We start from the raw sequence: 26789 nt of genomic DNA, 5'->3' as shown, positions 1-26789 counted from the left end.
AATGAAGATAGAAAACACAAAAGCGCAAATGCGCAAGGGCGTACTGGAGTACTGCATTCTATCCATTCTCAAAGAAGAAGATGCCTATGTTGCAGAGATTCTTGAGACATTGAAAGATGCTAAACTTCTAGTGGTAGAAGGAACGATCTACCCGTTGTTAACACGACTTAAAAATGCTGGACTCCTTAATTACAGGTGGGAAGAAAGTACTGGTGGGCCGCCACGTAAATATTATGGCCTCACAGAAACCGGGAAAATTTTCCTAACCGAACTATCGGGAACCTGGGATGACCTAAGAAATGCAGTTAATCTAGTTACCAAACCTAAAAACCAAAAATCATGAACAAGACCATCAACATCAACCTCGCTGGACTGTTCTTCCATATAGATGAAGATGCTTTTAAACGTCTTCAGCGCTATTTAGCTGCTGTACGCAATAGCTTTGCTGGAACTAATGGCGCAGACGAAATCATGTCTGACATTGAATCCCGTATTGCAGAATTATTTCTGGAAAAAAGAGCCAACGATCAACAGGTTATTTCCATCATTCACGTTGAGTCTGTAATTGATATCATGGGTCAACCGGAGGATTATGAGGTAAACGAAGAAATTTTTGAGGAATCTTCAAAGTCTTCTAGAGGTAGTAGCACTAATTTCAAAGGAAAGAATAAACAACTTTTTAGGGATACACTCAACGGTTATATAGGCGGCGTGAGTTCTGGCTTAAGTTATTATCTAGGTATTGAAGCCGTATGGGTTCGTGTTTTATGGATTCTTGCGATATTGCTAACCGCTGGATGGGCTATTCCCGTTTACATAATCCTATGGATTTTTGTTCCAGACGCCATAACTACAAATCAGCGTTTGACGATGATGGGCAAAGAAGTGAATATCACAAACATTGAAGAGAATTTCAAGTCGGGTTTTGAGCCGGTAGTCGATGGGCAGACTGACGCCGACTACCGTATTGTAGGTCAAAAAGAAAAACGTAGCACCGTGAGATTTTTTAGTTTCATAGGTCGTTTCATTTTGGGAGTGTTGAAATTTATCATGAAAACCTTCGGTTTGCTCCTATTTTTAACTTCCACCATAACTCTTGTGGCGTTGATTGTTTCAACGATCACGGCAAGTGCCGTAAACATTGATGGGTACAGCTTACTTAATATTTTTGATCTGGTTGTTCCTTCTGATTATGCCACCTTCTGGCTTATTCTAGCCATGATTCTTGCTTTAGGGATACCGCTATTTCTTCTAGCCGTTCTGGGACTTAAATTATTAGTTAGTAATTTAAGAGCACTAGGTTCCATAGTTTACATCGCGCTAGGCGCTATATGGATTGTCGCTGTAATTGCCTTGAGTATTATGATAGGTAGAATTGTAGCGAGTCAGGCGATTGAAGCCACGGTACAGAAAACCGAGAAATTTGGCATTAACAAAGAAAAGATCTTCTCGTTAGAATTGATTGATTCTGGGGAATCTGGCCGTTTTAATAGTAATCGCAGAGCTTTTCAGTTTGACTTTGATGAAGTTGATGGTAAGGAATTGATTAAATACTACGAGACTAAATTTGCCATAAGCTCCACCACCGATTCTGTTGCGAGGGTTGAGATTACCTACAAGGGTAAAGGCGCCAGCTTTGAGGAGGCAAAAGAGCGAGCACGAGCGATCCGGTTCGATTATAAACTGACTGATTCCTCATTTGTTGCCTCTGACTTCTTTATGCTGCCTAAGGAAGATCGATTTATTGATCCAGATATCGAGATCATGATCTATCTACCAGAAGGTGCTAACGCAAAGTTCAATGAGCGTTTTGGAGAACGGTACAGATCGTACATAAGCAACGATGCCTTCAATCTGGGCAACAATATTGAATATACTTACCAGATTAAGGATGGCAAGGCCGTTTGTGTAGATTGCCCTATAATTGAAAAGACTCCAGAAAATCAAGAGCTATTGAACGACAGCATTCCCGACAACGACACCATCGTTCCAGAAAATGATGGCGAGTGGCAGTACGATGGTAACGATGGGGTTTCCTACAAGGAAAATGATAAGTCAAACAAGAATCAAAAGTGGTTGACATCAAAAACTGAAACAAAGACCTATCGATGGGCCTCTAAAAACATGTCATTATGATAGCAATTATCTTTTACCTCATCGATGCCTTGCTTCATTAATTAGGCATGACATTAAGAGCCGCTCCGCTATTGTGGAGCGGTTTTTGTTTATTCTTGTTCTTAAACCATACTACATGAAAAATATAGGAATTGCAATGATACTGTTGATGAGTTTCGCTTTCGCGAAAGCACAAAAAGTAAAAGGCAATCGGGATGTAACCACTCGGATAATAGACGTAGCTGATTTTCAAGAAGTCATAGTAGGTGAAGATTTTGAGGTTTCTCTTGCAGAAGGTTCAACCGCTAAAGTTGACATTGCAACAGACTCAAACCTACATCAGTACATTAATGTTGACGTTATCGGTGGAGTTTTAACCATCAAAACAACAGCAGACATCAGAAGAAGTAAACGTTTGAAAATTACCGTTGTTTACACACCTCAACTCAAAAAAATAACAGCTTTTGATGAGGCAGAATTGAGTTCACTAACTAATCTAAGAATGGAAGATCTAGAAGTTCTCGTAAAAGACGATGCTAAGGTTTTCTTGACGGGACGTGTAGGCAAACTTATTTTTAACGCTACCGCAGATTCTAAATCAAAGTGTAATTTAAGTGGTGATAATGCCCAACTTAATTTGACTGGTTCTTCTAATACAGAAGCTCTTCTTAAATTTAAGAATATTGATTTTATGATGACAGACCGCGCAGAAGCTAAAATTGAGGGTGATGCTGATGATTCTTCCATGGTTTTGGAAGGAAGAGCCAAGTTAGTTTCAGAAAAACTGGATATTAATGATCTTAAATTGAGAATCTCCAGAGATGCAGAGGCTTCCGTGAATGTTAGAAATAACCTAGAATACAAAGGATCTGGTGATTCTAAGCTAACGGTTTATGATAACCCAAAAATGAACATGGTAGAATTTGCTAATAAAGCAATGTTGATGAAGGGATAAATCAAGTTTAGGGTTAGGATTTGTAAATTGTAAGGTCAAATGCTTGAATTCACTGTTTTACACAACACTTAACTTAGACACTGTTTCAAAAAAAACCTCCCTTGCTGGCTGCGCCAGCAAGGGAGGTTTTTTTAAATTCCGTATATCCATCAATTATGGAAAACGACAAGTTTTTAATAGCAACTAATCAACTTTTAAACACTGTAATCTCCAGCTTTCACCTCGTCGACAACGCCTATATCTGCTAGGTAGCGTTCTGCATCAAGAGCTGCCATACAGCCTGTTCCAGCTGCAGTGACTGCTTGACGATAAACTTTATCCTGAACGTCTCCACTTGCAAATACTCCTGGCAGATTCGTTTTTGTAGTTCCTGGAGTGGTTACTAAATAACCATCAGACCCCATGTCCAGCTGTCCTTTAAAAATGTCTGTATTGGGCTTATGTCCTATAGCGATGAACAATCCCGTGATTTCAATCTCGTGCTTTTCGTTTGTTTGATTGTTAACGATGCGCAAACCTTCTACCACTTGCTCTCCTAGAACCTCATCTACCTCACAGTTGTAAAGAACTTCGATGTTTTCTAGTCGGTTCACACGATGTTGCATAGCTTTAGAAGCACGCATATGATCCTTGCGGATCAACATCGTTACTTTTTTACAGATGTTAGCGAGATATGAAGCTTCCTCTGCTGCTGTATCTCCTGCTCCTACGATCGCTACTTCTTGGTTCTTGTAGAAAAAGCCGTCACAAACTGCACAAGCACTTACACCACCACCGCGTAACTTTTGTTCACTGGGAATGTTCAAATATTTTGCAGAAGCTCCAGTAGATATAATTACCGTATTTGCCTCCAAATGGATTTTTCCATCCACAACAACTTTATGAATGCCTCCTTTTTCAGTAGCAAGATTCACTTCAGTCACCATCCCAAACCTTACTTGGGTTCCAAAACGCTCTGCTTGCTTTTGCAAATCAACCATCATGGCTGGACCGTCGATTCCATCTGGATATCCTGGGAAATTATCAACCTCTGTCGTGGTCGTTAATTGTCCACCAGGCTCCATTCCCGTATACATAACCGGATTCATGTCTGCACGAGCGGCATAGATTGCTGCCGTATATCCTGCTGGGCCTGATCCTATGATCAAACATTTTATTCTCTCAATTTGCTCTGCCATCATAAAAATTTTGGAGTACAAAAATAAGGTTTAAAGCGGCTTCTAGAAAGTTAGCCAATTGGTATTTATTATTACTTTATCAAACAAATGGATGCTGCAACACTTAGCTTTGGATATGCCAGTTATTTATAAAAATCCCATCACTAAGGAAAAAGCAACCTTGTTAGAAACCAGTCACGGCACAGGTGGCAAATACACCTATATTGAAGTTGAATTGCAACCAGAAGGCGGTAATCCTATTCATTACCATAATAAATTTACCGAGGAATTTGAACCGGTAACTGGCGTTTTAGGGGTTCATTATCTAGGTAAGGAATTGCAATTAGAACCGGGTCGCAAGTTTAAAGTTCCCGTTGGAGATAATCATAGATTTTACAATCCCGGACAGACAGCTATTATATTCCGTGCACGATTAGAACCGGGACAGCCTGGTTTTGAAAATTTTATGGCAGCACTTTTTGGACTGGTTTCAGCTGGTAAAACTTTTGGTGCAAATCAAATTCCGCTCAATCCTATTTATGCCGTTATCTTACTAAAATGGGGTGATACGCAGGTAGATACCTTGTTCTTTAAACTTTTTCTTCCAGTACTCAATGTCGTTTATTCGCTTTCGCGAAAGCTGGGATATGAAAAAAAACTGCTTCAAAAATACGTGCGACACACCTAGCGTTTGCAACTGCTACAACAATGTCGTAACATTACGGACATCTTTATCTGTACATGGAAAGCCAAAACATCAACCACGAGGACGAAAAAATAATAGAAAACAAAGAGTTAAACATCTGGGAAGCATTAATTCCAGTTGCTGCATTAATAGGTATGCTTGCCTTTAACGTGTTGCTGGTTTACGGTAATGATGCATTATCAGGGTCCAACCAATTCATACTTTTATTAGGTGCCGCGGTAGCAGCCATAGTAGGTTTTAGAAATAAAATCTCTTATGAAAGCATGGTGGAAGAAGTTGCCCAAAACTTAAAATCGACAACCGGAGCCATCCTTATATTACTAATGGTAGGTGCGTTAGCAGGGACATGGTTAATAAGTGGGATCATTCCCACCATGATTTTCTACGGATTAGACATTTTAAACCCCACAATATTTTTAGCCGCCTGTGTGGTAATTTGTGCAGTGATTTCTGTGGCTACAGGAAGCAGCTGGACAACGAGTGCAACGGTAGGTATTGCACTTATAGGAATAGCAGGAGCCTTAGACATCGATGCAGGGATGACGGCTGGCGCTGTGCTCAGTGGCGCTTATTTTGGCGATAAACTTTCTCCGCTTAGTGATACTACAAACCTTGCTCCTGCCATGGCTGGAACAGACCTGTTCACTCACATTAGATACATGCTTTTGACAACAGTCCCAACTATAATTGTGACCTTAATTGTATTTATAATTATCGGATTCTCAATCGATCATACTGGTAAAGCAGATATTTCTGCTTATCAAACAGCTATAGATGGCACATTTAATACCTCGCCATGGCTATTTGTAGTTCCCGTTCTTGTCATTGCGATGATTGTAAAAAAAGTTTCTCCATTGATAGCGCTACTAGTAGGAACATTACTGGCAGCAGCAGCGGCGTTGATTTTTCAACCAGAACTGGTTCACGCCGCTAGTGGACTGGAAAAATGGGATTTTGTTTCGGCTTACAAGGGCATTATGAATGCGATCACGGTAGATACCTCGATTGCTCCCGTCACAGATAATGCAGAGATAGGTGAAAAGCTTGCTGGTTTATTTGAAGCGAGTGGGATGGCAGGAATGATGGGAACCATCTGGTTGATCATCTGCGCCATGGTATTTGGTGGAGTAATGGATGCGATAGGGGCGCTAGCAACTATTAGTAAAGCACTATTGAATATGTTTGATTCCGTTTTCGGTCTGTTTGCGAGTACCGTAGTAAGTTGTCTTGCTATCAACATTACCGCAAGTGACCAGTATCTTGCGATTGTAGTTCCTGGAAAAATGTATGCCAAAGCTTATAAAGACAAAGGACTTGCACCAGAAAACCTTTCTAGAACATTAGAGGATTCTGGAACTGTCACCTCTGTATTGATACCATGGAATACGTGTGGGGCTTATCATAGCACGACTCTGGGGGTGGATGTTATTTCCTTTTTACCTTATGCCATATTCAACTATTTATCACCGTTTATGACACTTATTTTTGCCGCTTTCCGCATCAAGATTAAGGAGTTGAGTGGTAATGCTGCCAGTGATGAGCGGGTAAATCTGTAGGTACGCAACTACTTATTTCTTTTAAAATGTAGTTAACGATCCTTAATCTCAGTATTTTAGGTATTAGATTTAAACCCTAAACCAAATACGATGCACAAGTACCTATTTCTACTTTTTCCCATATTATTACTTTCCTGCAAACCAGCAGAGGATAGTGTTCCTAAAGAAAAGAAAGTAAAGCTAAGCGACAACGCTAATTCAACAGTAAAAACTGCGATAGGTGATTTAACCTTACCGCCTCCCTATGCATCAGAATCTGTTGCGTTGGTGAGTAATGTAGTTGGCTGGGAAAATGGTAATATGCCTAAAGCACCAGCAGGTTTTAAAGTAAATGCTTTCGCAAAAGATTTGCAGCACCCACGATGGACTTACGTTCATGATAATGGTGATGTGTTCGTTGTAGAATCTAATACACGCAATAGCGCAAATCGCGTTGTTTTATTGAGAGATACTGACAATGACGGTACAGCAGATTACAAGAACGCTTTCATTGAAGATTTGAATCAGCCCTTTGGAATGTTAATTATAGATGACACTTTCTATGTAGCCAACACAGACGGTCTTTACATGTTTCCCTATAAGGAAGGGATGGATCAAATCACTGGAAAAGGAACTAAAATTCTCGATTTGCCAGCAGGCGGTTACAACAACCACTGGACTAGAAACTTGATTACCAATGCTGACAAATCTAAAATCTACGTATCTGTAGGTTCTGGAAGTAATGTAGGTGAAAACGGTATGGAATATGAAAAACGCCGCGCGACCATTTTAGAAATTAATCCAGATGGTTCCGGAGAAATAGAATATGCTACTGGATTGAGAAACCCAGTAGGTATGGACTGGAATCCTGTTACTGGAGAACTCTGGACTGCCGTAAATGAAAGAGATAAGTTAGGAAATGAGCTTGTTCCAGATTATGCTACAAGCGTTAAGAAAGGCGGTTGGTACGGCTGGCCTTACTCCTATTATGGAGCTATTAATGATCCACGATGGAGCGATGACCCACATCAAGAATTGGTTGACAATGCTATTGTCCCAGATGTACCATTAGGAAATCACACAGCCTCTTTAGGATTCCAGTTTTATAAGGCAGATCAGTTTCCAACTAAATATAAAAATGGTGCGTTTATAGGTCAACACGGTTCCTGGAACCGTAAACCATTGAGTGGTTATAAAGTAGTATTCATACCGTTCGATAAGGCTGGTCAACCACAAAAACCACAAGATTTCCTGACTGGATTTACAGATCCAGATTCAGAGAAAGATGTGTATGGAAGACCCGTAGGTGTTACCGTTCATAAAGATGGAAGTTTATTAGTCAATGATGATGATAGTGGTGTACTCTGGAGAGTGAGTGCGATCTAGGAATAATACATCAATATCAAGAAATAATAAGGTACCTGAATCGGATTTAGATTCAGGTACCTTTGTTTTATAAAATCACTAAATTGCTGCTCATATGAAATCTATAATCACCTCCGCATCCTTATTGCTCTTCAGTTTCTACGCAGCGTTTGCTCAAGTAGATCCATCAACGGTAACCATTAAAACTACTGCAGTCGTTGAAAATGTCTATATGCTGGAAGGTAGCGGCGGGAACATCATGATTGCAATTTCTGATGATGAAACATTGATGGTGGATTCTCAATTTGCACCACTTAGCAACAAAATAAAAAAAGCGATCTCTGCATTAACATCAAATCCCATCACTTATTTAATCAACACACATCACCACGGAGACCATACTGGTGGAAATGAGAATTTCAACAGTGATGAAACAACGTTAATTGCACAGAAAAATGTTCTAAAAAGATTGACTAGTCAGGGTAAGTCGCCAGGTTATTTACCAGAAATTACCCTGGACGAGGAAATTAAATTGAGCTTGCCAGAAGATGAAAATATCATGGTCGTACATGTCCATAATGCACATACTGACGGCGATAGTTTTGTTTACTTTATGGATAAGAATGTTATTCATATGGGCGATGTATTCTTTAACGGTGCCTATCCATTCATCGACCTTAATTCTGGCGGGTCTATTGATGGTTATATTGCTGCGCAGCTTTTAATCTTGAATACCATAAATGAAGACACTAGAATTATTCCCGGTCATGGAAAACTGGCAACTATTGATGATTTAAAGTACAGCATCAATATGTTGAAGGATTTGAGAGCTGCCATACAACTGGCCATTAGTAGAAATAACAGTTTAGAGCAAGTTGCTTCAAATACAGAGCTCACAAAAAGATATGATGATCTAGGTTATGGCACAGGATTTATAAACTCTAAGAACATCCGTTCGACCATTTATGAAAGCCTCACAAACCCCAACACAGATAAATAAGATTTTTAAATGAGAGCACTCGTTATTTCTGGAGGTGGTAGCAAGGGCGCCTTTGCCGGCGGCGTGGCACAATATCTCATTCAAGAATTGAAATATGATTACGACTTATATCTAGGAACAAGCACTGGAAGTTTGTTAATATCGCATCTTGCCTTACAAAAAATTGACAAAATACGAGAGATCTATACCCATGTGAATCAGAAGTCGATCTTTAACGACTCTCCTTTTATCATCAAAAAAGATAAAATAGGAAACCAGCAAATCAGTATCAATCACTGGAATGTTGCAAAACGATTTATAAGAGGTAAAAAGACCTTTGGCGAAAGTAAAAACCTCAGAAAACTAATAGGTAGAGTACTGACGATTGAAGAGTTCAACCAACTCAAAACATCTCATAAAGATGTTGTGGTTACTGTTTCAAATTTGAGTTCGCATGAGACCCAGTATAAATCCATCAAGGATTTTTCTTATGAGGATTTTTGCGACTGGATCTGGATTTCCTGTAATTACGTTCCATTTATGAGCATCGTTTATAAAGAAGGTTGCGAGTATGCAGACGGCGGTTTCGGGAGTATGGTTCCCATAAAAGAAGCCATTGATCGCGGTGCTACAACGGTTGATGTAATTGTTTTAGAAACAGAATTGAATCATTTGAATAACCTGCCTTCTAAAAATGCATTTTCGCTTCTTACAAACCTACATGGCTTTATGATGGATCGCATTGAAAAGCAGAATATATCCATCGGTAAATTTGTGGCCACTAATAAAGAGGCGATTATTAATTTGTATTACACGCCTACTGTTTTGACGACCAACTCACTCGTTTTCAATCAAGAGAAGATGACACAATGGTGGGAAAGCGGCTACAACTATGCGGCGAGTAAGAATACAGAGCTCAATGAGATTAAACCTAACGAGGATTAATATAAGCAAAAGCTATTATTTTATTAAATAACCATAACTTTACTCTATCATGCAATGGAGTGTTTAGATTGACATGAGTTCGCTTTCGCGAAAGCGGAACCTATCTTTGCAGTACTAAAACAATCTAAAAAAGATATTATAATGGCCATAGTAGGTAAAAAATTTCCAGATTTAAATGTAAATGCAATGAACGAAATGGGCGACACGTTCCAAATCAACGTTCTGGAAGAAGCAAAAAATAATAACAAAAAAGTAATCTTATTCTGGTATCCAAAGGATTTCACCTTTGTATGCCCAACTGAATTACACGCTTTTCAAGACGCTCTAGGTGAATTTGAAAAAAGAAATACGATCGTTATCGGTGCATCTTGTGATACTGCAGAGGTTCACTTTGCATGGTTAAATACTTCAAAAGATAACGGTGGGATTGAAGGTGTAACCTATCCTATCCTTGCAGATTCCAATAGAAATCTTGCAAATATGCTCGATATTCTTGATGTAGAGGAAGTTTATAACGACGACTTAGAAGGTTATTTACTCAAAGGGGACATGGTATCTTACCGTGCGACCTACTTAATCGATGAGGAAGGAACTGTGTTTCATGAAGGTGTTAATCATATGCCAGTAGGACGTAACGTAAACGAATTCTTAAGAATGATCGATGCGTACACGCACGTTCAAAAGAATGGAGAGGTTTGTCCAGCAAACTGGGAAGAAGGAAAAGATGCGATGAAAGCAGATCGTCTAGCGACTGCAGCATACCTATCCCAGAACTAATTTTCAGTAGTTAGAATGTAATAATTAGGTTTTAAAGCTTAGCACAATGCTAATTTTCACCTTCTAAGTATTACATATTTAGCACTGAATATTTCAGAAATCATCAATATCTGTAGTAGTATTTAGTAGTTTTAACTTATAGAAATGTCTAGACATTTTCTTTGATCCAACTACTAAATATGGACTACTTAATACTAGAAAAATGCAAACATTAGAACAAGATAACTTACAGGAAATTGTAGCAAACAATCCAACAGTTGTAGTACAATATATGGCGAGCTGGTGTGGAAACTGTCGCGTGATGAAGCCTAAGTTTAAAAAACTAGCTTCAGAAAACGAGGACACCATATTTATCCTTGCAGACGCAGAGAAATTCCCTGAATCTAGAAAACTAGCTAGCGTGGATAATCTACCCACATTTGCTACTTTCAAGGGCGGAAGCTTTGTCAATCAAGTACAGACTAACAAATTTGAAAACCTTAAAGACCTAGTAAATGAAATTACCAGTAATTAGACACCTTCAAAAAGGAACTACACCAGAGCAATTAGAAACTACCCTGGAAGTTCTTGAATACTTTGTCGAACACAGATCTGTATCTGAAGAGGAAATGGACGTGGTAGGCGAGTTGATAACTAATATCTGTGGAGCGCTAGAGGTTCATAATAATGTGAATCAAGGAATGAGCGGCATTGAAGCAGCAAATGCTTTTGCACAAAAAGTAATGGGATCCATAGATAAGTAAGAATATCCCTAAGTTCAGAATTGAAAGTCCCGATATAAATTTTATCGGAACTTTTTTTTTATAATCTGGTGTATCGTGCACTTATTACCTCGCTATCACCGCCAGATAATGCAAACATGATGAGAAATTGGTTATTTTGACCTTGAACAAGAATGAGATTGCCCAGATCATCATTTCCTAGGATGGTCTTATTCTCTGCATAAAGGAAAAAAATAGGTAATGGAAATGTACTCACTCGCCTGTTGATCACAAAGTATCCGTTTCTTATTTTACCTTTCAATTCTATAGAATCTTCTAGTCTTCCCTTTCTGTAAAGGTTTGCTTTCAATCTTTTTTTTGACATTAAAATAAGTTCTACTTGCGTTCTTTCGGCATTGAATATAAGATCCTTATGCGATTTATTTTTATAGAGATCTTGCCACAAACTGTTTCTATCATCTCCTGGAATTAGGTTTTGGTATAGACCGTTGATCTTATCATTTGAAAATGAATTCACCGTATAATCTGATTTACGATCGAGACCTCGATGGCTAAAACAGGATGTAGTAAATATAGAAAGAGCGATTAATAAGAGTGAATTTCTCATTTGAAGTTGTTGGATGAATTGGTAATTTCTTATCAAGGTTTATTCCGTTTTATAAATGCCTTATAAAACAGGCTCCTCAAATAAACTATATTTGAAAAAACTTCCTGATGAAAAAAGTAATCCTTCTAGTCATAGCCATTGTCACATTACAAAGTTGTGCAGAGCTTCAAGCTATTGCCAGTCAGTTGCCACAAAGTGGTCCTTTATCTCAAGCCGACATAGGAAATGGTTTACGTCAAGCCCTTGATAAGGGAATCAATCAACAAGTGACTACCTTGATGGCTAAGGATGGTTTCTATCGCAATGAGGCCGTTAAAATATTACTACCACAAGAATTGCAAGATGTGGACAGCGGCTTGCGTAAAATAGGATTGGGCAGCGTGGCAGATGAAGGGTTGAAACTTCTAAACCGCGCTGCAGAAGAAGCGACAAAAGAAGCGCTACCCATATTTATAGACGCCGTTAAGAACATCACATTTACAGATGCTAAAAATATTCTATTAGGTGATCAACGTGCCGCGACTTCTTACCTACAATCAAAAACTAAAAAAGAACTATATGATAAATTCTCGCCGGTCATAGATAAAAATTTAGGACAAGTAGGTGCCACAAAGCTATGGTCTGATGCTATCACTAAATACAATACCATCCCTTTATTGAATGATGTAAATCCAGATTTGAGAGATTATGTAACTCAAAAAGCCTTAGAAGGTATTTTTGTAATGATTGCTAAAGAAGAAACTCAAATCAGAACCCAAGTCAATCAACGCACTACAGATTTACTAAAACGGGTCTTTGCTTTACAAGATTAAAGGAGATAGTTCGTATATTTTAATTAATCGTTAACAATTGTTAAGACGTTCTTGTGGATAGTTTTTGCTCAGCTCCATTAAATTTGTATTATTACTAATTACAGAAGCTCTTCAAAATGACTCAAATACAAATTGCCGAAAAGGAAAAGCAACTAAACATGATTGAACGCAAGTATACCGAACTAATGCGCAAATCATTTGAGGTCTCTTTAAACAATCGAGAAAAAGCTCGTGCGTTTCACAAAAAGGCAGAAGCTTTGTATGATGAAATTATGGATACAAGAAAAGTATTGAACTACGCTTAATAAAAAATCGCTATAATAATCCTCTAGCTTTAATTTCCAAATATTTATTAATCGTATTTACCGTAAGCTCTTGAGGCTTTGTCAAAATCGTTTGAATACCAAATTTATTAAGCTCATTTACAATGAGCTTTTTTTCATAGGCAAACTTTTCGGCGATCGTCTTTGTGAATATATCTTGAGTATCCTCCACTTTCTCTTCCAGCATTCCAGTCAATTCTGTATTCTCAAAAAAGATAACTACCAGCAAATGATTTTTAGCAATAGCTTGTAAATAGGGCAATTGTCTGTGAAGTGCATCCAGTGTCTCAAAATTTGTATAGAGCAACAATAAACTTCGCTGCGTAATTTTCCTTTTTACGTCAATATAAAGTCTGGAAAAATCACTTTCTCTAAAATCGGTATCCAGGTTGTACAAGGTTTCTAAAATCAAGTTCATTTGAGAGGCTCTTTTTTGAGCCATCACTTGATTATCTACTTTACTCGAAAAGCTAAACATCCCTGCCTTATCGCCCTTTTTTAAAGCGATGCTCGAAATGACTAATGTGGCATTAATCGCATAATCAACCAACTTCAATCCTTCAAAAGGCATTTTCATAACCCGACCTTTATCAATAACCGAATACACCGGTTGCGATTTTTCGTCCTGATATTGATTGATCATTAATTGGTTGCGTTTTGCAGTCGCTTTCCAGTTAATATTGCGCACATCATCACCTAGAGTGTAATCTTTAATCTGCTCAAATTCCATGGTGTGCCCGATCCTGCGGATTTTCTTCATCCCATAATCCTTGAGCTTATTTGTAAAAGCCATCAACTCATACTTTCTCATTTGAAGGAAAGATGGATAGTTGGGAACCATCGCATTGTGATCAAAAATATATTTACGCCATACCAGGCCTATTCCCGATTTCACAAATACGTTTAAAGATCCAAAATGAAACTCTCCACGCTCTACAGGTCTTGCCGTGTACATCATGGTTGTCGCCTCTGAAGCCGAGAGCTGCTTTTCTATTTTAAAATCCCGCATCTGGAATTGAATAGGCAATTCATCGATGATTTTATAATGAGCCTTAAAACCATAATTATTACGCAGCTTGATCTCTACTGTATTTTCATCTCCATTGGAAAACTTGTCGGGTAAAACGCGACTGGCTTCAACGCCATTTTTAGAGCGATACAGCAATAAGAAATCTACAAATAGTAAACCTAATAAGATGAAAAATCCCATGATCAGATATCCTTGCAAACGTTCAAAAAAGAACGCCAAGATAAATGACAGGACCAATACGATCAGAACCTGAAAAAATCGTTTACTTAAAAAGGTAGCTTTATAAATTTTCTTCACTATCGTGGAATCTCGATCGTTTCTAAAATCTGATTGACGGCGCGGTCAGCGGTAAAGCCCTCCATCTCGCGTTCCGGTGTGAGGATGATGCGGTGTCTCATTACAGCTTTAGCGATATACTTAACGTCGTCTGGAGTTACGAAATCCCTTCCCATGATCGCAGCATAAGCTTTAGAACCGTTCATTATTGCAATAGAAGCTCTAGGTGAAGCTCCTAAATACAGATTGGCATTATTACGTGTATTCAGTACGATCTCTGCGATGTACTTAATCAAATGGTCTTCTACCACAATCCCACGCACGGTTTCTTGATGCTTCACGATCTGCTCAGCGCTCATTACACCTTCTATCAGACTTTCTGGATCAGCATTTTTTCTGTGATGGTTTCCTTCTAAAATTTTAATCTCTTCCTCTAAATTAGGATAGTTTACATTAATCTTAAAAAGAAATCGGTCTAGTTGAGCTTCTGGCAATCTATAAGTTCCTTCTTGCTCAATAGGGTTCTGGGTTGCAAATACTAAGAATGGTTTGTCCATTGTATATTCCTTTCCATCAATAGTAACTTGACGTTCTGCCATAGCTTCAAACAGTGCCGCTTGAGTTTTTGCTGGAGCGCGGTTGATCTCGTCAATCAGAATGATATTAGAAAATATAGGTCCTTTCTTAAAGTCAAATTCATTATCCTTCATTGAAAAAACGGACGTTCCTAAAATATCGCTAGGCATCAAATCTGGGGTAAATTGGATTCTTGAGAAACCCACTTGCATTGTTTTTGCTAATAATTTAGCAGTAACTGTTTTTGCAACACCAGGAACTCCTTCAATAAGTGAATGTCCGTTGGCAAGAATGGAAACAATCAAGAGATCCATCATTTCTTCCTGCCCCACGATTACTTTACGTAATTCATTTTTAACTCGTTCTACAGCACTGGAAAGCTCCGTTAAATCTACCCGATTATTGAATTTCAAATCACCAGAATCATTTGAGATTGCCGCAGCATCAGAAACTACTTGATCAGCAACGTTTTCTTTAGGTTCAGCGGCATCTGTAGCTTTGTGAATATTTTGCTTCTGTGCTGGTTCTGGAAGATTGTCTTTGTGATCCTCCGGTGTGTTATTGTTATTTTCTTCCATCTATTTGTTTTCTTTAAAGAAAGCATCAATACGTTTATTGAGTCGCTTTAATTCATTTTCGTTATGTAAAGGTTTTGCCCTTAAATTAATAATGTAATTAATGAGATCCTGAGTCTGATCTAGAGATTTACCAGATTTAGTGGCCAGCCTTTTTATAAAAGCGCTGTCTAATTTTTCTGTGTTTAGGTAATAAGAGCTTCGCAATCGTTCTAAAAAGAAGGTGATTTTTTTCTCTACAATGCTCGTAAAATCACCACTTTGAAAATACAGATTTCCAATAGTCTTTGTAAACTCCACTGTAGAATTTTCTAAAGGTTTAACTACTGGAACTATCCTTTGTTCTCGTTTACTAACAAATATCATATACAAAAGCACTCCACCTATCGCAATATAGTAAGCCCATCGCAAGGATGGATCTGACAAAACAAATCGCATAGATGACGTCACGACCTTTTTACCCGACTTTCCATAGTCATCAAAATAAACGTCACCTTTATTTAAATAAGAAAGGGATTCTGCAACATATTGCTGTTTCCCATTAAGCATATAATAATTGCTATAAGCTACTGGATTGAGGTTGTAGTAAAAAGCACCTTTACCACGTTTTACCTCTACATAGTCCACTTGCGGCGTCTTTCTGGTTTTTAATTCTCTGGCTTTTGTATAGGCATAACTTTCTTCATCTACCTCTTCATCCACAACAGCATCGATCTCTTCTTTCTCTTCAAAAAGAGATTCTAGATATCCAGAACCTGGATTGAAGGCCAGCACCTCTCCTAGTACCTTTGTGTTTAAGGTGTCATAACTTTCAAAATACCGGTAAGCTCCAGCCCGATGGTAAACATAACTGCGGTCCTCAAAAGATTTATTAATCAATCGGGTTCTAATGGTATCCTCGCCGCCACCTGCATAAAAACTGTTAGAACTTACTTCTAACTTTAAGGTATCCGCCAGTGGTCCACCAGCATTGTTGGAAGAGATAAAGACCTTGTTACCTCGCTCCACAAATTTCAATAAATAATCTGTTTCTGTTTTGTCAAAGAACAGATAATCATTGATGAAAATGTAAGTAGCGTCAGTAATTGTATCGTTTTCTATCAGAAAATCGACAGGAACCTTGTCAATGTTTTTAATATTAGATCCCTGAAAAATCTTCCCTAGATTATCATAGAGAACATATGAACCCAGCGGTACTTTATCTCCGCTCGTGTAACTAGGACTCCAGTTCACTGGTTTAGGCCTGTTGCTTTCTAAAACAAATAATGCTATTAAAATTGCCCCCAGCGCATATAAGATGATTTTAGATCTTTTGTCCATTAGGCTGCCTGTTTATTCAAAATCTCAAACTCGGTTTGCGCTTTCGCGAAAGCCTGCTCGTCAATAGGAAACTCACCATACCAGATGTAGTCGTACAAATAAGAGACTTTTTTAAATTGCTCTTTTAGCGACTGGTCGGTGAGTTCACGGTAGTAATCACTATTGGTTTTTTGAAAGTCCCAGTCAATCTTACCACTAGCGCTTAGTTTCTTGAGCGAATTCAAATACAAGTAACGCACAGCATTTCTATAATTACTGTTTGCAATAGCATCTTTAATGAACTGGTTCAGGTCAATTTCTTCAATGTGGGTTTCCAGGACTTTAATTTGGTTTCTGGTAGTTTTACCTCGGGAACGTATTCCTGAAGCCTTTTCATTTGCTAATAATCGCACTAAAAAATAGATCGCTATTGCAGCAAACAATCCATAGATTATCCATTTGAGCACCATGGCCCAAAATGGACTGATATCAATTCCAAATAATGATCCCAACTTCCCTAAAAGCCAGTCAAAAAATTTAGAAAAAATATTATCCACCTCATTTGTAGTCTCCTCATAATCAAAATCAGCACCATTATAAGCTTCCTTCAAATCCTCCGGAAGCTCGTTTACGGTAAGACTTCGGTTATCATAGTCCCGATCTAGCGTGTCCGTTATCTGTCTGGGGCGCTGTTCTATTTCTGGAACGAGATCTTGAAGGGATTGCGCTTTCGCGAAAGCGAAACACAAAAAGAATAGCATGAAAATTTTCAACTTCATTCTGCAGTTCCTATTTGTGAAATTCGACTGCGCAAGTATTCATTGTGTTTGAACTCGTGCAGATTGAAGTACAAAAAGCCATTTATGATTTGAGAGATCATTTGTATAAACATGATCATGATACATAAAAGAGTCAGAATAAGGATAATTAAAATATGGCTCAAGGTGCTGTCTGTAAAGCTACCAGAATCTTGAACGGCATGAAATGCGATGACGCCAGCAATAATGGCAGGCACGATTTGAAGGGAAAACAAACAGATCTGAACTAAAAAACCCAAGACAAAATTGACACCTAAAGTTTTCCAGAACCCGCTAAACAACAATTGCCAAGCCTCACCAAAAGCATCAAAAACATTCTTCTCTTTATTATGAACGTAGCTGAAAATAGTCAAACTGATCCAGGCATTGAAAGCAAGTCCAAGAACCAGCGAAATTATGGTACCTAAAATGGGAATAAACGCCAGAACAATTTGAACAATAAAATAAATCACGTAGAGACCTATCGCACAAACACCCACCAGTAAAATCCCCCAAAACATCTTTTTTGCAAGCAACCAAACATCCCGCTTAGGCAGGTTATTTTCTTTTCTGCGTTCATAAATAGACAGATAACTGCTACTTATGGCGTAATTAAAAATGGTTGCTAAAGCTATCAAAAACACTAAAAAGATCGTCGCAAAACCCATGGTTAAAGCAGCCACATCAGTATCTCCACTGCCTAGTTTCTCTTGAATGAGATAATCCACCAATCCAGTGATTACAAAGTAAACGCTAATCAAGAATAAAATGAAAAACACTCCATTATAGCCTATAAAGACATTTATGAGTCCTCTAATATTTGCCTTCATAAAGTTGAAAAAAGCTGTAACTATCCCACCAAAATCGCGGCGCAGTCTAGGCTCTATGTAATTGCTCATACTTCTTTTTAAGGTATTGTGGATAGATGACGTAATATCCTATAATTATTGTGGCACTCACTAGTAGAATCGCATATTTTATAATGGCTGGCATAAAGGCATATCTAGTGACAAAACCTTCTATTAAACCGGCAATAATGAATAAAGGTACGGTGCTCATCAGGATTTTAAGGCCTGCTTTTGCACCCTTTACAAAAGAAACACGTCTAGAATAAGTCCCGGGAAACAAGATCGCATTTCCCATTACCATACCCGCGGCACCACAAATTACAATGACTGAAAGCTCTATCGTACCATGTAACATAATCACACTCCAGGATTCCAGTTGTACATTTTCAATTGCAAACATGCTGAAAAATGCACCCACCATCACACCATTAGAAAATAAAATATAACTAGTTCCTATGGAAGTTAACAGGCCCGCCGCAAAACAGAGCATTCCCACTTTTATGTTATTTATGGTAATTGCAAGAAACATCCCGAAAGCACCATCCTGCTGATAAACGCCTGTGGGGTTTCCTTCTCTTATATTCTGGAGGGTCATATTTACATAAGAATCTCCTAAAATCAACCTCACGAATGAATCATCATTTAGCGAACTAATCGTCCCGATGCCTACCGCAACCATAAAAATGGCAAACGCATAAAGGAAAGTTTTTTGATAGTCTGCAAAAAACAAAGGGAATTCCGTTTTAAAGAACCTGAAGATCTTGTTTCCCTTTTCTTTTTTGTTGACATAAATCTTCTGGTGCGCTTGACTTGCAAGCGAGTTTAGATAGAGTAAAGTCTTGCTATCCTGATAATAAGATTGGGCAAATGACAAGTCATTAGTCAGCTGTATGTACAAACCTGCTAACCTATCTGCATTTATATTTGAATTTGCATCGAGTGCTTTTTCAAATGCCATCCATTTTGCCTTATTTTGCTTGACAAAAGCCGCCTCGCGCATTTAGTAAATTTTGGCTAAAGATAAAAACTAATTACAGCATGTCAAACACTTCTATCAATACCGCTCAAAATGTCAACATTAATTACAATGTTGCGAGTTTAGGGTATCGCATGTTAGGTTTTGTAATAGACCTCATCATTATGTTTATCTACTTGATAATCATAGGATACCTGGTTGATGGGATGGACAATATTTTTGAGAAATTCACAACATTGGGCATCAGCCAGCTGCTCTTTCTACCGATTGCTTTTTACTCATTATTCTTTAATATAATATTTAACGGCAGGACTCCGGGCAAATTTATCGTCCAGACTAAAGTTGTAAAAATTGATGGTTCTCCCGCAACATGGAGCGATTATTTAGTGAGTTGGGTCTTGCGGTTGGTAGATTTATGGACATTTATGCCTGGTCCAGCTGTTTTATCGATCATTTTTACGGACAAGAATCAGCGATTAGGCGATATCGCATCAGACACGATCGTTATTGATAATCGCAAGAAAACTAAAATTAGCCATACAATATTGGAAGATGTAAAAGACGACTATGAGCCCATTTTCCTAACCGTTAATATGCTTACGGATAAAGATGTGAACGAGATCAAAGAAATTTATAGGCTCGCAGGTGAGAGCCGCGATTATGAAACCCTGCGCATGTTGCGCTTGCGGGTAGAAGAACTTTTATCCATCAAGAGCGATCTGCGCGATGGAATATTTGTACGCACGGTTCTCAAAGATTATTCATACCTAACACAAGGCAACTAGATGGAAATGGAAGTCATTGACATATTCGATTTATTGGGAACCATTGCTTTTGCGATATCAGGAGCACTAGCGGCATTTTCTAAAAAACTAGATCCTTTTGGAGTGATTATTCTGGCATTTGTTACCGCAGCAGGTGGCGGGACCTTGCGCGATATTCTAATAGGGATTCAGCCAGTTTCCTGGATGCTCAATATGAACCTAGTCTATACCATTATAATTTGTGTAATAATCACAACCATCTTTCGCAAATGGTTATTGAAATTGAGCAAAACCTTATTTTTATTTGACACGATTGGAATCGGTTTATATACGGTGGTAGGTCTTGAATTGGGTTTACAAGCGGGACTTCATCCTTTAATTTGTATCACATTAGGTTGTGTAACGGCCTGTTTTGGTGGTGTGATTCGGGATATACTTATCAATGAAATTCCCGTTATTTTTAGAAAGAATATCTATGCCACTGCATGTATTATCGGCGGGCTCGTGTACTTTCTAATGATAAAAATAGGAGTGCTTGAGAATTTCGTTTTTGCTATTGCAGCGAGTACGGTATTTCTGATCCGTTTACTTGCGGTGGTCTTCAAGTTGGAATTGCCCAACCTGTATGGCGACGTTCCCGAAAAACCAACAGAGTTTTAAAAAGAATGGGGAAGGAGTTCGCTTTCGCGAAAGCGAACTTTATCAACCGCATCCTAACATTAAAAAATAAGACAGTTGAAAAATCTACTATTAAAAGAGCTTATCTGGTTTTGCGGAATCACCGTTAGTATCCTTCTATTTACCCAGTTTTATTGCGGTATTGATCTTTTTGCCCAGAACGAAACCTTCGATATCAATATCCACGACACGTATTTTGTTTTAGAACAGCTGTACGCTTTTCTGATGGTGAGTATTCCCTTGTATTCCATCATCTATTTGATCAGAATGATTCTAAATCGTTTTGAAAATAATGTGCTTACAATGGTTTACTTATTTTTCAATAGTCTATTTATAATCCTGATGGGAATTATATATGCTCTCCACATAAACAGTCCAAACCTTTTCTCAAGTTCAAACCCCAACACTGCGGGTATTAGTGACGCTGCAATTGTTAGTATCGTACTTTTAGTAACGATATTAATTGCTCTAATTATTCTTATTTACGCAGCTTATCGACTGGTAAGAAATAGAAACACAGCATAAGGCAGTACAGGGACTAATCTTTACCAGCCTTGAATAAAAAGTCTTTCTCATCCCGACTCAGGCTTTCATAACCACTTGCAGATATCTTATCGAGGATACCATCAATGCGCTGTTGATGGGTGGAAGATGATTTTGTTTTTGTGGTCTTCGTCTGATTCTTGTAAACGGTCTTCATATTGCCTTTACGTGTCTTTTTCTCTCGAGGCTTGAACATGTTCACTATACCATCACCTGTGGCTGCAAATCCTTCTAAAATATCAGTTCCTGCCTTCATTTTAGTGGCAGAGTAGTATCCTAGAGCCGCACCAGCAAGATGTGAAATACTACCTCCTGCGTTTGTATTTGTAATAACCGCTATCAAATCTAAAACGACCAGTCCATAACCCAGATACTTAAGCTTGACGTTAAGAACAAAGAATAAACGGACTTGTGTATCTGGCATATAAGCACAAATAAAGAAAAGCGTTGCATAAACTCCAGCACTTGCACCTACTAAAAGCGTATTGTCAAAATAACCTGTAAATAAGCCACTCACAAGTGTAAAGGCCAGACCACCAGCAATGATTCCCGTAAAAAACAACGTTAGAAATTGCCGGCCGTTAAGCAAATTCAACATCATTTGTCCCGTAAAATACAGAACGAGCATATTGATAGCGAGGTGAAAAATGCCTCCATGTAAAAAACCATAAGTAAACCAGGACCATGGTTGTAAGACTGCAGGGATAAAGCCAGCAGGTAATGCAAACCAGTCTGTAACGGGTGGGTAAATATATCCTAATAACCAGAAAGCTATGGTGATTAAACTCACAAAAACTACTAGTTTACCAGCTACATTGAGTTGCGCGTATTTCAGTTTTAGGTTATCTATAAACTCCATCAGTCGATTCTATAATGATCCATATCGTTTCTTTTCCAGTACCAAACCATAATAAAGCCAACTATTGCACCTCCTAAATGAGCTGCGTGACCTACGTTATCCTGAATACTTATAATTCCAAATGTGCTGAGTGTTTCATAGAGCACATAAGCTCCTATCAACCATTTTGCGGCAATGGGATAAGGTATGAAAAGGATCTGTAATTTTACATTAGGAAACAAATAAGCAAATCCAGCCAGCACGCCGAAGATACAACCACTGGCCCCCACCATTCCCTGCCATAAATTTGTACCTCTGTTAGGTGTGAAGATTATCTCTTCCATTTCTTTAGCACTGTAACCGCTAGAAGACAACTCTGCAAGGACTCTTTGATACTCTATAAAATCAATTCCAGTAGTCAACAGGTAAGCACCTAGACCAGAGGCAAAATAGAAAAAGAGAAACTTATTAGTTCCCATCCAGCGTTCAATAGGCGGGCCGAAGATGATAAGAGCATACATATTAAAAACGATATGCATAACCCCACCATGCATAAACATGTGTGTCAGTACTTGCCAAAATTGGAACTTTGGGTTTGCATAGAACCACAAAGTCAAATCATCTGACAGTCCTGGCGCTATAAACCCGGCACCTATAAAAACGATCACATTTAGAATGATCAGGTTTTTTATGACTGGCGTAATATTATCTAACATTTTTAATTGAATTTTGAGTTCAGGTTCTCACCCGTGATATTAATAAAAACCTTTCTTCCCTGTGCCGTCAGTTCTGGCTCCTTGCAGGCGAAAAGTTCATCAATCAATTGTTGCATCTGCTGGCCGTTAAGTGCATCACCCGTTTTAATAGCCATACTTGCAGCCATTCTAGAAGCTAATCGATCCACATGAGAGAAATTAGTTTCCGGTAATTCCTCTTGCTGAAATCTTATTATAGAATCCAGCAATCCTTCTACATCTGCCGATTTCAAATCTAGAGGCAAGCCTTCAATCTCAATCAGGTTTTTTTCTAAAGTCTTAAAAAGAAAACCGACGCTTTCTAACTCGGCTTGCAATTGTGATAGGATCGTTACCTCTTCCAACGGTCGTTCTAAACTGATGGGAAATAACAACTGCTGACTGACCCCATTTTGCACCGTTAGTTGTCGCAATAGCTGCTCATACAAAACACGCTCGTGCGCCCGGTTTTGATTAATCACCAGTAAACCGCTTTGAAGTGTACTGATAATGAATTTACGCTGGAGTTGGAATATATTTTTATCGGTTGATTCCTCTTTAGAAAATAAGGTTTCCATATCTGGATGTAGAGAACTCTCATCATTCATGGTAGAAGAGTCTTCCAGTCCAGCATACAAAGTATCCCAGGATCCAGTGGCTTTGGATTGAAAATTAGCGTTTCCAGAAGCCTGCTTTAAACCCCCATCAGCCTTAAACGGATTAAAATCAGGATCGACATCTATTCGAGGTGCTTGAGTACCATTTTTAGCGATATTATACGGCAAATCCAACTCAGTGTCTTTTTGAAAATCGATGGCATCAATACTAAACTGACCCAGCGCGTGTTTTACAGTCGCTCGAACAATCGCGTACAGGCTATGTTCATCCTCAAACTTAACCTCAGTCTTTGTAGGGTGAATATTAATATCGAGACTGTCTGTTGGGACATCTAGATAAAGAAAGTAACTAGGATTAGCCTTATCCGCCAACAATCCTTCAAATGCACTCACAACGGCATGATGCAAATAGGAGTGTTTTATAAATCTATCGTTTGCAAAAAAGTACTGGAGCCCTTTAGTTTTACGTGTAAATTCAGGCTTACCTATGTAACCGTGAATGGTAAGCAGCTCTGTTTCTTCTTTTATGGGAACAAGTTTATCATCAACGCGAGACCCCATAATATTGACAATCCTGTGTCTGTAGGTTCCAGATGGAAGGTTGAACAACTCACTGTCATTGTTTAGAAACTTAAAAGCAATTTGTGGGTGGGCCATCGCGACCCTGTGAAATTCATTTGTAATGTTGCGCAATTCCACGCTATCAGATTTCAGGAATTTCCTGCGAGCGGGAACATTATAAAACAAATTGCGCACGCTTATCATGGTTCCCTGCGGTGTCACGACCGGTTCTTGAGATGTGACCTTACTTCCCTCGATATCGATTTGAGTTCCTAGGTCATCTTCTTCACGACGGGTTTTAACGCTCACATGAGAAATCGCCGCTACAGAAGCCAGTGCTTCCCCTCTAAATCCTTTTGTGGCGAGATTGAATAAATCCTGAGCCGTAGATATTTTTGAGGTTGCGTGCCTTTCGAACGCCATGCGAGCATCAGTGGTGCTCATTCCCTTTCCATCGTCAATGACTTGAACTAGGGTTTTGCCGGCATCTTTAATGATGAGTGTAATCGCTTTCGCGGAAGCATCAATGGCATTTTCCAATAATTCCTTTACCACACTTGCCGGTCTTTGAACGACCTCACCTGCTGCAATCTGGTTAGCTACATGATCTGGTAATAAACGAATGATATCTGACATAAAGTCAATTAAATGCTAAAAATGGATAAGTCAAATTCAATAAACCACAAAAATAAAAGAATCAAAACCGCGACGATAATGTAAATGCGCTTTCTGATTATGATATCAGTACCTTCCTTGTAATCGCGCATCGCGTTATTGAACTTGGTTTTCAACCCACGAGTATGTATGGTGGATCGCTGATCATCAAATCTATGCTTGATTTCAAAAGGATTTCCATCCTTGTCCTTGTTATTATAATAACGCGGTTCGTAGGAATATTTTTTATTTTTGCGACGTGATAGAACTCCCATAATCTGTGCTATTTTACAAAGTTAAAGACAATAAACATTAACCAGCGCAAAGATGATGCCTATCTACCAACAATAAAAATGGCCAGTTTAAGAGTTGTACATCTTCTGGCGCAGCTCTCTAATACTCTTATCGTCCATGTAATCTTCAAAGGTACTGTAGCGATCAATTGCTCCATTAGGAGTCAATTCTACTACTCTCGTACCGACTGTTTGAGCAAACTCGTGATCATGAGTGGTTAAGAGAACAGTTCCCTTAAAATTTTTCAAACTATTATTGAAGGCTTGGATGGATTCAAGATCTAGGTGATTGGTAGGTTCATCCACCATCAAGACGTTTGCTCTTTTCATCATCATTCTAGACAACATGCAACGTACTTTTTCACCTCCAGAAAGTACTCTTGCACTTTTCAGAGCTTCTTCACCAGAGAATATCATTTTTCCTAAGAAACCACGCAAGTGAACTTCTTCCCGTTCTTCTTCAGTTTGCGCATATTGACGTAACCAGTCCACAAGATTTGTATCTGTATCAAAAAATTCAGCATTATCTACTGGAAGGTAACTTTGAGTTGTAGTCACACCCCAGGCAAACGTTCCTGAATCTGCTTTTACTTTGTCATTAATAATGTCATAGAATAATGAAGTAGCGCGACTATCTTTTGAATAAATAATGATTTTATCACCTTTAGCAATGTTTAGGTCTACGTCTTTGAACAGCACTTCTCCATCCACAGAGGCCGTAAGTTTTTTTACATTTAAAATCTGGTCACCAGCTTCCCTATCACGATCAAAAATAATCGCTGGATATCTTCTGGAAGATGGTTTGATATCTGCAAAATCTAGCTTATCAATCATTTTCTTACGAGAAGTCGCCTGCTTTGACTTGGCCATGTTAGCACTAAAACGAGCGATAAATTCCTGAAGTTCTTTCTTCTTGTCCTCTGCTTTTTTGTTTGCTTGCTGGCGTTGTCTAGCCGCTAGCTGGGAAGATTCATACCAGAATGTATAATTACCGCTGTACTGATTTACTTTACCAAAATCAATATCGGCAATATTTGTACAAACAGCATCTAAAAAGTGACGGTCATGTGATACCACGATCACGGTATTCTCATAATTTGCTAGGAAATTCTCTAACCAGTTGATCGTTTCATAATCCAGGTCATTGGTAGGCTCATCCATAATGAGTACATCAGGATTTCCAAATAACGCTTGTGCTAGGAGGACGCGCACTTTAAGCTTGTTATCCATGTCTTGCATCAACGTGTAGTGGTACTCCTCGCCTATTCCCAAATTAGAAAGTAGGGATGCCGCGGCGCTATCTGCATTCCACCCATCCATTTCTTCAAACTGTACCTGTAGCTCACCTATTTTATCAGCGTTCTCATCAGAATAATCTGCATACAGAGCATCAATTTCAGACTTCAACTTATACAGGGGTTTGTTTCCCTTTAATACAGTCTCCAGAACGGTATCTTCATCATGAGCATTATGGTCTTGTTCCAAAACACTCATGCGCTTTCCAGCTTCTAAATGGACATGACCGCTAGTAGCCTCCATTTTACCGGTCATAATTTTCAATAAAGTTGATTTTCCAGCGCCATTTGCGCCTATGATTCCGTAACAATTACTGCCGCCAAATTTTGCGTTTACCTCATCAAAAAGGACGCGCTTACCGAATTGTACCGAAAGATTAGAAACCGTTAACATAGCTTGATTTTTAAGGCTGCAAAAGTACTGATAATTCAGCATT

At 38.6% G+C, this 26789-nt stretch carries 29 protein-coding genes; 16 read left to right on the top strand and 13 right to left on the bottom strand.

What is annotated here, in order from left to right; all coding sequences use genetic code 11:
- Position 1 precedes the first annotated feature (1 nt).
- The 3 genes from IQ282_RS11760 to IQ282_RS11750 all read left to right on the top strand — a co-directional run bounded on the left by IQ282_RS11760 (position 2) and on the right by IQ282_RS11750 (position 3070).
- Complete coding sequence (locus tag IQ282_RS11760; RefSeq protein WP_194852070.1) at positions 2-343, top strand: PadR family transcriptional regulator; 342 nt, start codon at positions 2-4, stop codon at positions 341-343.
- Complete coding sequence (locus IQ282_RS11755; protein ID WP_194852069.1) at positions 340-2136, top strand: PspC domain-containing protein; 1797 nt, start codon at positions 340-342, stop codon at positions 2134-2136. Before IQ282_RS11760 ends, IQ282_RS11755 begins: the two co-directional genes overlap by 4 nt.
- A 115-nt stretch (positions 2137-2251) precedes the next feature.
- Complete coding sequence (locus tag IQ282_RS11750; RefSeq protein ID WP_194852068.1) at positions 2252-3070, top strand: GIN domain-containing protein; 819 nt, start codon at positions 2252-2254, stop codon at positions 3068-3070.
- A 194-nt stretch (positions 3071-3264) separates the two neighbouring features.
- Here IQ282_RS11750 and trxB read toward each other — a convergent pair whose 3' ends face one another.
- Positions 3265-4248 carry a thioredoxin-disulfide reductase gene (gene trxB / locus IQ282_RS11745; RefSeq protein ID WP_194852067.1) on the bottom strand — a complete coding sequence of 328 codons (984 nt, stop codon included), beginning with the start codon at positions 4246-4248 and terminating at the stop codon, positions 3265-3267.
- A 91-nt stretch (positions 4249-4339) separates the two neighbouring features.
- Here trxB and IQ282_RS11740 point away from each other — a divergent pair, with 91 nt between their 5' ends.
- The 8 genes from IQ282_RS11740 (at position 4340) to IQ282_RS11705 (ending at position 11277) form a co-directional block, all read left to right on the top strand.
- Complete coding sequence (locus IQ282_RS11740; RefSeq protein ID WP_228547317.1) at positions 4340-4915, top strand: cupin domain-containing protein; 576 nt, start codon at positions 4340-4342, stop codon at positions 4913-4915.
- 53 nt (positions 4916-4968) lie between these two features.
- On the top strand, positions 4969-6489 hold the full coding sequence (nhaC, locus tag IQ282_RS11735) for a Na+/H+ antiporter NhaC (protein ID WP_194852066.1): 1521 nt from the start codon (positions 4969-4971) through the stop codon (positions 6487-6489).
- Between the two features lie 90 nt (positions 6490-6579).
- Positions 6580-7854, top strand: a complete 1275-nt coding sequence (locus IQ282_RS11730; RefSeq protein ID WP_194852065.1) for a PQQ-dependent sugar dehydrogenase — start codon at positions 6580-6582, stop codon at positions 7852-7854.
- Positions 7855-7948: 94 nt separating this feature from the next.
- The gene (locus IQ282_RS11725; protein WP_194852064.1) at positions 7949-8833 is read left to right on the top strand and encodes an MBL fold metallo-hydrolase; all 885 of its coding nucleotides are present in this window, start codon (positions 7949-7951) and stop codon (positions 8831-8833) included.
- 9 nt (positions 8834-8842) lie between these two features.
- Complete coding sequence (locus IQ282_RS11720; protein ID WP_194852063.1) at positions 8843-9757, top strand: patatin-like phospholipase family protein; 915 nt, start codon at positions 8843-8845, stop codon at positions 9755-9757.
- 141 nt (positions 9758-9898) lie between these two features.
- Complete coding sequence (locus IQ282_RS11715; RefSeq protein ID WP_194852062.1) at positions 9899-10534, top strand: peroxiredoxin; 636 nt, start codon at positions 9899-9901, stop codon at positions 10532-10534.
- A gap of 202 nt (positions 10535-10736) precedes the next feature.
- Positions 10737-11048: a thioredoxin family protein gene (locus IQ282_RS11710; protein WP_194852061.1), complete on the top strand. Its 312-nt coding sequence runs from the start codon at positions 10737-10739 to the stop codon at positions 11046-11048.
- On the top strand, positions 11029-11277 hold the full coding sequence (locus IQ282_RS11705) for a DUF6952 family protein (protein WP_194852060.1): 249 nt from the start codon (positions 11029-11031) through the stop codon (positions 11275-11277). Before IQ282_RS11710 ends, IQ282_RS11705 begins: the two co-directional genes overlap by 20 nt.
- Positions 11278-11335: 58 nt before the next feature.
- On the opposite strand, the gene IQ282_RS11700 is transcribed toward IQ282_RS11705, so the two are convergent.
- Entirely contained in the window at positions 11336-11863 is a 528-nt protein-coding gene (locus tag IQ282_RS11700) for a hypothetical protein (RefSeq protein ID WP_194852059.1), read from the bottom strand.
- Between the two features lie 107 nt (positions 11864-11970).
- Between IQ282_RS11700 and IQ282_RS11695 the strand changes: the two genes are divergently transcribed.
- Positions 11971-12675, top strand: coding sequence for a DUF4197 domain-containing protein (locus IQ282_RS11695; RefSeq protein WP_194852058.1), 705 nt, complete (start codon positions 11971-11973; stop codon positions 12673-12675).
- A gap of 116 nt (positions 12676-12791) precedes the next feature.
- Positions 12792-12980 (top strand): Lacal_2735 family protein, encoded by a 189-nt coding sequence (locus IQ282_RS11690; RefSeq protein WP_194852057.1) that lies wholly within the window; start codon positions 12792-12794, stop codon positions 12978-12980.
- Between the two features lie 10 nt (positions 12981-12990).
- Here the strand turns inward: IQ282_RS11690 and IQ282_RS11685 are convergent, their stop codons facing one another.
- From IQ282_RS11685 to IQ282_RS11660, 6 genes are all read right to left on the bottom strand, one after another.
- Positions 12991-14208: a DUF58 domain-containing protein gene (locus IQ282_RS11685; protein ID WP_228547316.1), complete on the bottom strand. Its 1218-nt coding sequence runs from the start codon at positions 14206-14208 to the stop codon at positions 12991-12993.
- Between the two features lie 116 nt (positions 14209-14324).
- On the bottom strand, positions 14325-15458 hold the full coding sequence (locus tag IQ282_RS11680) for an AAA family ATPase (protein ID WP_194852056.1): 1134 nt from the start codon (positions 15456-15458) through the stop codon (positions 14325-14327).
- A complete protein-coding gene (locus IQ282_RS11675) occupies positions 15459-16775 on the bottom strand; it encodes a DUF4350 domain-containing protein (RefSeq protein WP_194852055.1) in 1317 nt (438 codons plus the stop codon).
- Positions 16775-17533, bottom strand: a complete 759-nt coding sequence (locus tag IQ282_RS11670) for a hypothetical protein (protein ID WP_194852054.1) — start codon at positions 17531-17533, stop codon at positions 16775-16777. The genes IQ282_RS11675 and IQ282_RS11670 overlap by 1 nt, the downstream gene beginning before the upstream one ends.
- Positions 17530-18450, bottom strand: a complete 921-nt coding sequence (locus IQ282_RS11665) for a cation-translocating P-type ATPase (protein WP_194852053.1) — start codon at positions 18448-18450, stop codon at positions 17530-17532. Before IQ282_RS11665 ends, IQ282_RS11670 begins: the two co-directional genes overlap by 4 nt.
- Positions 18428-19399, bottom strand: coding sequence for a stage II sporulation protein M (locus IQ282_RS11660; RefSeq protein WP_194852052.1), 972 nt, complete (start codon positions 19397-19399; stop codon positions 18428-18430). The genes IQ282_RS11665 and IQ282_RS11660 overlap by 23 nt, the downstream gene beginning before the upstream one ends.
- Positions 19400-19437: 38 nt before the next feature.
- Between IQ282_RS11660 and IQ282_RS11655 the strand changes: the two genes are divergently transcribed.
- The 3 genes from IQ282_RS11655 to IQ282_RS11645 all read left to right on the top strand — a co-directional run bounded on the left by IQ282_RS11655 (position 19438) and on the right by IQ282_RS11645 (position 21342).
- Positions 19438-20160, top strand: coding sequence for an RDD family protein (locus IQ282_RS11655; protein ID WP_194852051.1), 723 nt, complete (start codon positions 19438-19440; stop codon positions 20158-20160).
- Between the two features lie 6 nt (positions 20161-20166).
- Positions 20167-20799: a trimeric intracellular cation channel family protein gene (locus IQ282_RS11650; protein ID WP_194852050.1), complete on the top strand. Its 633-nt coding sequence runs from the start codon at positions 20167-20169 to the stop codon at positions 20797-20799.
- A gap of 75 nt (positions 20800-20874) precedes the next feature.
- Positions 20875-21342: a hypothetical protein gene (locus IQ282_RS11645; RefSeq protein WP_194852049.1), complete on the top strand. Its 468-nt coding sequence runs from the start codon at positions 20875-20877 to the stop codon at positions 21340-21342.
- Positions 21343-21355: 13 nt separating this feature from the next.
- On the opposite strand, the gene IQ282_RS11640 is transcribed toward IQ282_RS11645, so the two are convergent.
- The 5 genes from IQ282_RS11640 to IQ282_RS11620 form a co-directional block, all read right to left on the bottom strand.
- The gene (locus IQ282_RS11640; RefSeq protein ID WP_194852048.1) at positions 21356-22219 is read right to left on the bottom strand and encodes a rhomboid family intramembrane serine protease; all 864 of its coding nucleotides are present in this window, start codon (positions 22217-22219) and stop codon (positions 21356-21358) included.
- A complete protein-coding gene (locus tag IQ282_RS11635) occupies positions 22219-22914 on the bottom strand; it encodes a rhomboid family intramembrane serine protease (protein ID WP_194852047.1) in 696 nt (231 codons plus the stop codon). Before IQ282_RS11635 ends, IQ282_RS11640 begins: the two co-directional genes overlap by 1 nt.
- 2 nt (positions 22915-22916) lie before the next feature.
- On the bottom strand, positions 22917-24746 hold the full coding sequence (gene mutL / locus IQ282_RS11630) for a DNA mismatch repair endonuclease MutL (protein ID WP_194852046.1): 1830 nt from the start codon (positions 24744-24746) through the stop codon (positions 22917-22919).
- Positions 24747-24754: 8 nt separating this feature from the next.
- Positions 24755-25039 (bottom strand): riboflavin synthase subunit beta, encoded by a 285-nt coding sequence (locus IQ282_RS11625; protein ID WP_194852045.1) that lies wholly within the window; start codon positions 25037-25039, stop codon positions 24755-24757.
- A gap of 87 nt (positions 25040-25126) precedes the next feature.
- Positions 25127-26746: an ABC-F family ATP-binding cassette domain-containing protein gene (locus IQ282_RS11620; protein WP_194852044.1), complete on the bottom strand. Its 1620-nt coding sequence runs from the start codon at positions 26744-26746 to the stop codon at positions 25127-25129.
- Positions 26747-26789: the final 43 nt, after the last annotated feature.

Source organism: Nonlabens antarcticus, assembly GCF_015356755.1.
In the GTDB taxonomy this organism is placed as follows: Bacteria; Bacteroidota; Bacteroidia; order Flavobacteriales; family Flavobacteriaceae; genus Nonlabens; species Nonlabens antarcticus.
Note: the sequence above shows the minus strand (reverse complement) of the source record. Positions and strands in the feature narration are given on the sequence as shown.

Excerpts from the sequence above, each read along its gene's own strand:
- IQ282_RS11760 (WP_194852070.1), top strand. The coding sequence starts at position 2 with ATGAAGATAGAAAACACAAAAGCGCAAATGCGCAAGGGCGTACTGGAG.
- IQ282_RS11755 (WP_194852069.1), top strand. The coding sequence starts at position 340 with ATGAACAAGACCATCAACATCAACCTCGCTGGACTGTTCTTCCATATA.
- IQ282_RS11750 (WP_194852068.1), top strand. The coding sequence starts at position 2,252 with ATGAAAAATATAGGAATTGCAATGATACTGTTGATGAGTTTCGCTTTC.
- trxB (WP_194852067.1), bottom strand. The coding sequence starts at position 4,248 with ATGGCAGAGCAAATTGAGAGAATAAAATGTTTGATCATAGGATCAGGC.
- IQ282_RS11740 (WP_228547317.1), top strand. The coding sequence starts at position 4,340 with ATGCTGCAACACTTAGCTTTGGATATGCCAGTTATTTATAAAAATCCC.
- nhaC (WP_194852066.1), top strand. The coding sequence starts at position 4,969 with ATGGAAAGCCAAAACATCAACCACGAGGACGAAAAAATAATAGAAAAC.
- IQ282_RS11730 (WP_194852065.1), top strand. The coding sequence starts at position 6,580 with ATGCACAAGTACCTATTTCTACTTTTTCCCATATTATTACTTTCCTGC.
- IQ282_RS11725 (WP_194852064.1), top strand. The coding sequence starts at position 7,949 with ATGAAATCTATAATCACCTCCGCATCCTTATTGCTCTTCAGTTTCTAC.
- IQ282_RS11720 (WP_194852063.1), top strand. The coding sequence starts at position 8,843 with ATGAGAGCACTCGTTATTTCTGGAGGTGGTAGCAAGGGCGCCTTTGCC.
- IQ282_RS11715 (WP_194852062.1), top strand. The coding sequence starts at position 9,899 with ATGGCCATAGTAGGTAAAAAATTTCCAGATTTAAATGTAAATGCAATG.
- IQ282_RS11710 (WP_194852061.1), top strand. The coding sequence starts at position 10,737 with ATGCAAACATTAGAACAAGATAACTTACAGGAAATTGTAGCAAACAAT.
- IQ282_RS11705 (WP_194852060.1), top strand. The coding sequence starts at position 11,029 with ATGAAATTACCAGTAATTAGACACCTTCAAAAAGGAACTACACCAGAG.
- IQ282_RS11700 (WP_194852059.1), bottom strand. The coding sequence starts at position 11,863 with ATGAGAAATTCACTCTTATTAATCGCTCTTTCTATATTTACTACATCC.
- IQ282_RS11695 (WP_194852058.1), top strand. The coding sequence starts at position 11,971 with ATGAAAAAAGTAATCCTTCTAGTCATAGCCATTGTCACATTACAAAGT.
- IQ282_RS11690 (WP_194852057.1), top strand. The coding sequence starts at position 12,792 with ATGACTCAAATACAAATTGCCGAAAAGGAAAAGCAACTAAACATGATT.
- IQ282_RS11685 (WP_228547316.1), bottom strand. The coding sequence starts at position 14,208 with ATGGGATTTTTCATCTTATTAGGTTTACTATTTGTAGATTTCTTATTG.
- IQ282_RS11680 (WP_194852056.1), bottom strand. The coding sequence starts at position 15,458 with ATGGAAGAAAATAACAATAACACACCGGAGGATCACAAAGACAATCTT.
- IQ282_RS11675 (WP_194852055.1), bottom strand. The coding sequence starts at position 16,775 with ATGGACAAAAGATCTAAAATCATCTTATATGCGCTGGGGGCAATTTTA.
- IQ282_RS11670 (WP_194852054.1), bottom strand. The coding sequence starts at position 17,533 with ATGAAGTTGAAAATTTTCATGCTATTCTTTTTGTGTTTCGCTTTCGCG.
- IQ282_RS11665 (WP_194852053.1), bottom strand. The coding sequence starts at position 18,450 with ATGAGCAATTACATAGAGCCTAGACTGCGCCGCGATTTTGGTGGGATA.
- IQ282_RS11660 (WP_194852052.1), bottom strand. The coding sequence starts at position 19,399 with ATGCGCGAGGCGGCTTTTGTCAAGCAAAATAAGGCAAAATGGATGGCA.
- IQ282_RS11655 (WP_194852051.1), top strand. The coding sequence starts at position 19,438 with ATGTCAAACACTTCTATCAATACCGCTCAAAATGTCAACATTAATTAC.
- IQ282_RS11650 (WP_194852050.1), top strand. The coding sequence starts at position 20,167 with ATGGAAGTCATTGACATATTCGATTTATTGGGAACCATTGCTTTTGCG.
- IQ282_RS11640 (WP_194852048.1), bottom strand. The coding sequence starts at position 22,219 with ATGGAGTTTATAGATAACCTAAAACTGAAATACGCGCAACTCAATGTA.
- IQ282_RS11635 (WP_194852047.1), bottom strand. The coding sequence starts at position 22,914 with ATGTTAGATAATATTACGCCAGTCATAAAAAACCTGATCATTCTAAAT.
- mutL (WP_194852046.1), bottom strand. The coding sequence starts at position 24,746 with ATGTCAGATATCATTCGTTTATTACCAGATCATGTAGCTAACCAGATT.
- IQ282_RS11625 (WP_194852045.1), bottom strand. The coding sequence starts at position 25,039 with ATGGGAGTTCTATCACGTCGCAAAAATAAAAAATATTCCTACGAACCG.
- IQ282_RS11620 (WP_194852044.1), bottom strand. The coding sequence starts at position 26,746 with ATGTTAACGGTTTCTAATCTTTCGGTACAATTCGGTAAGCGCGTCCTT.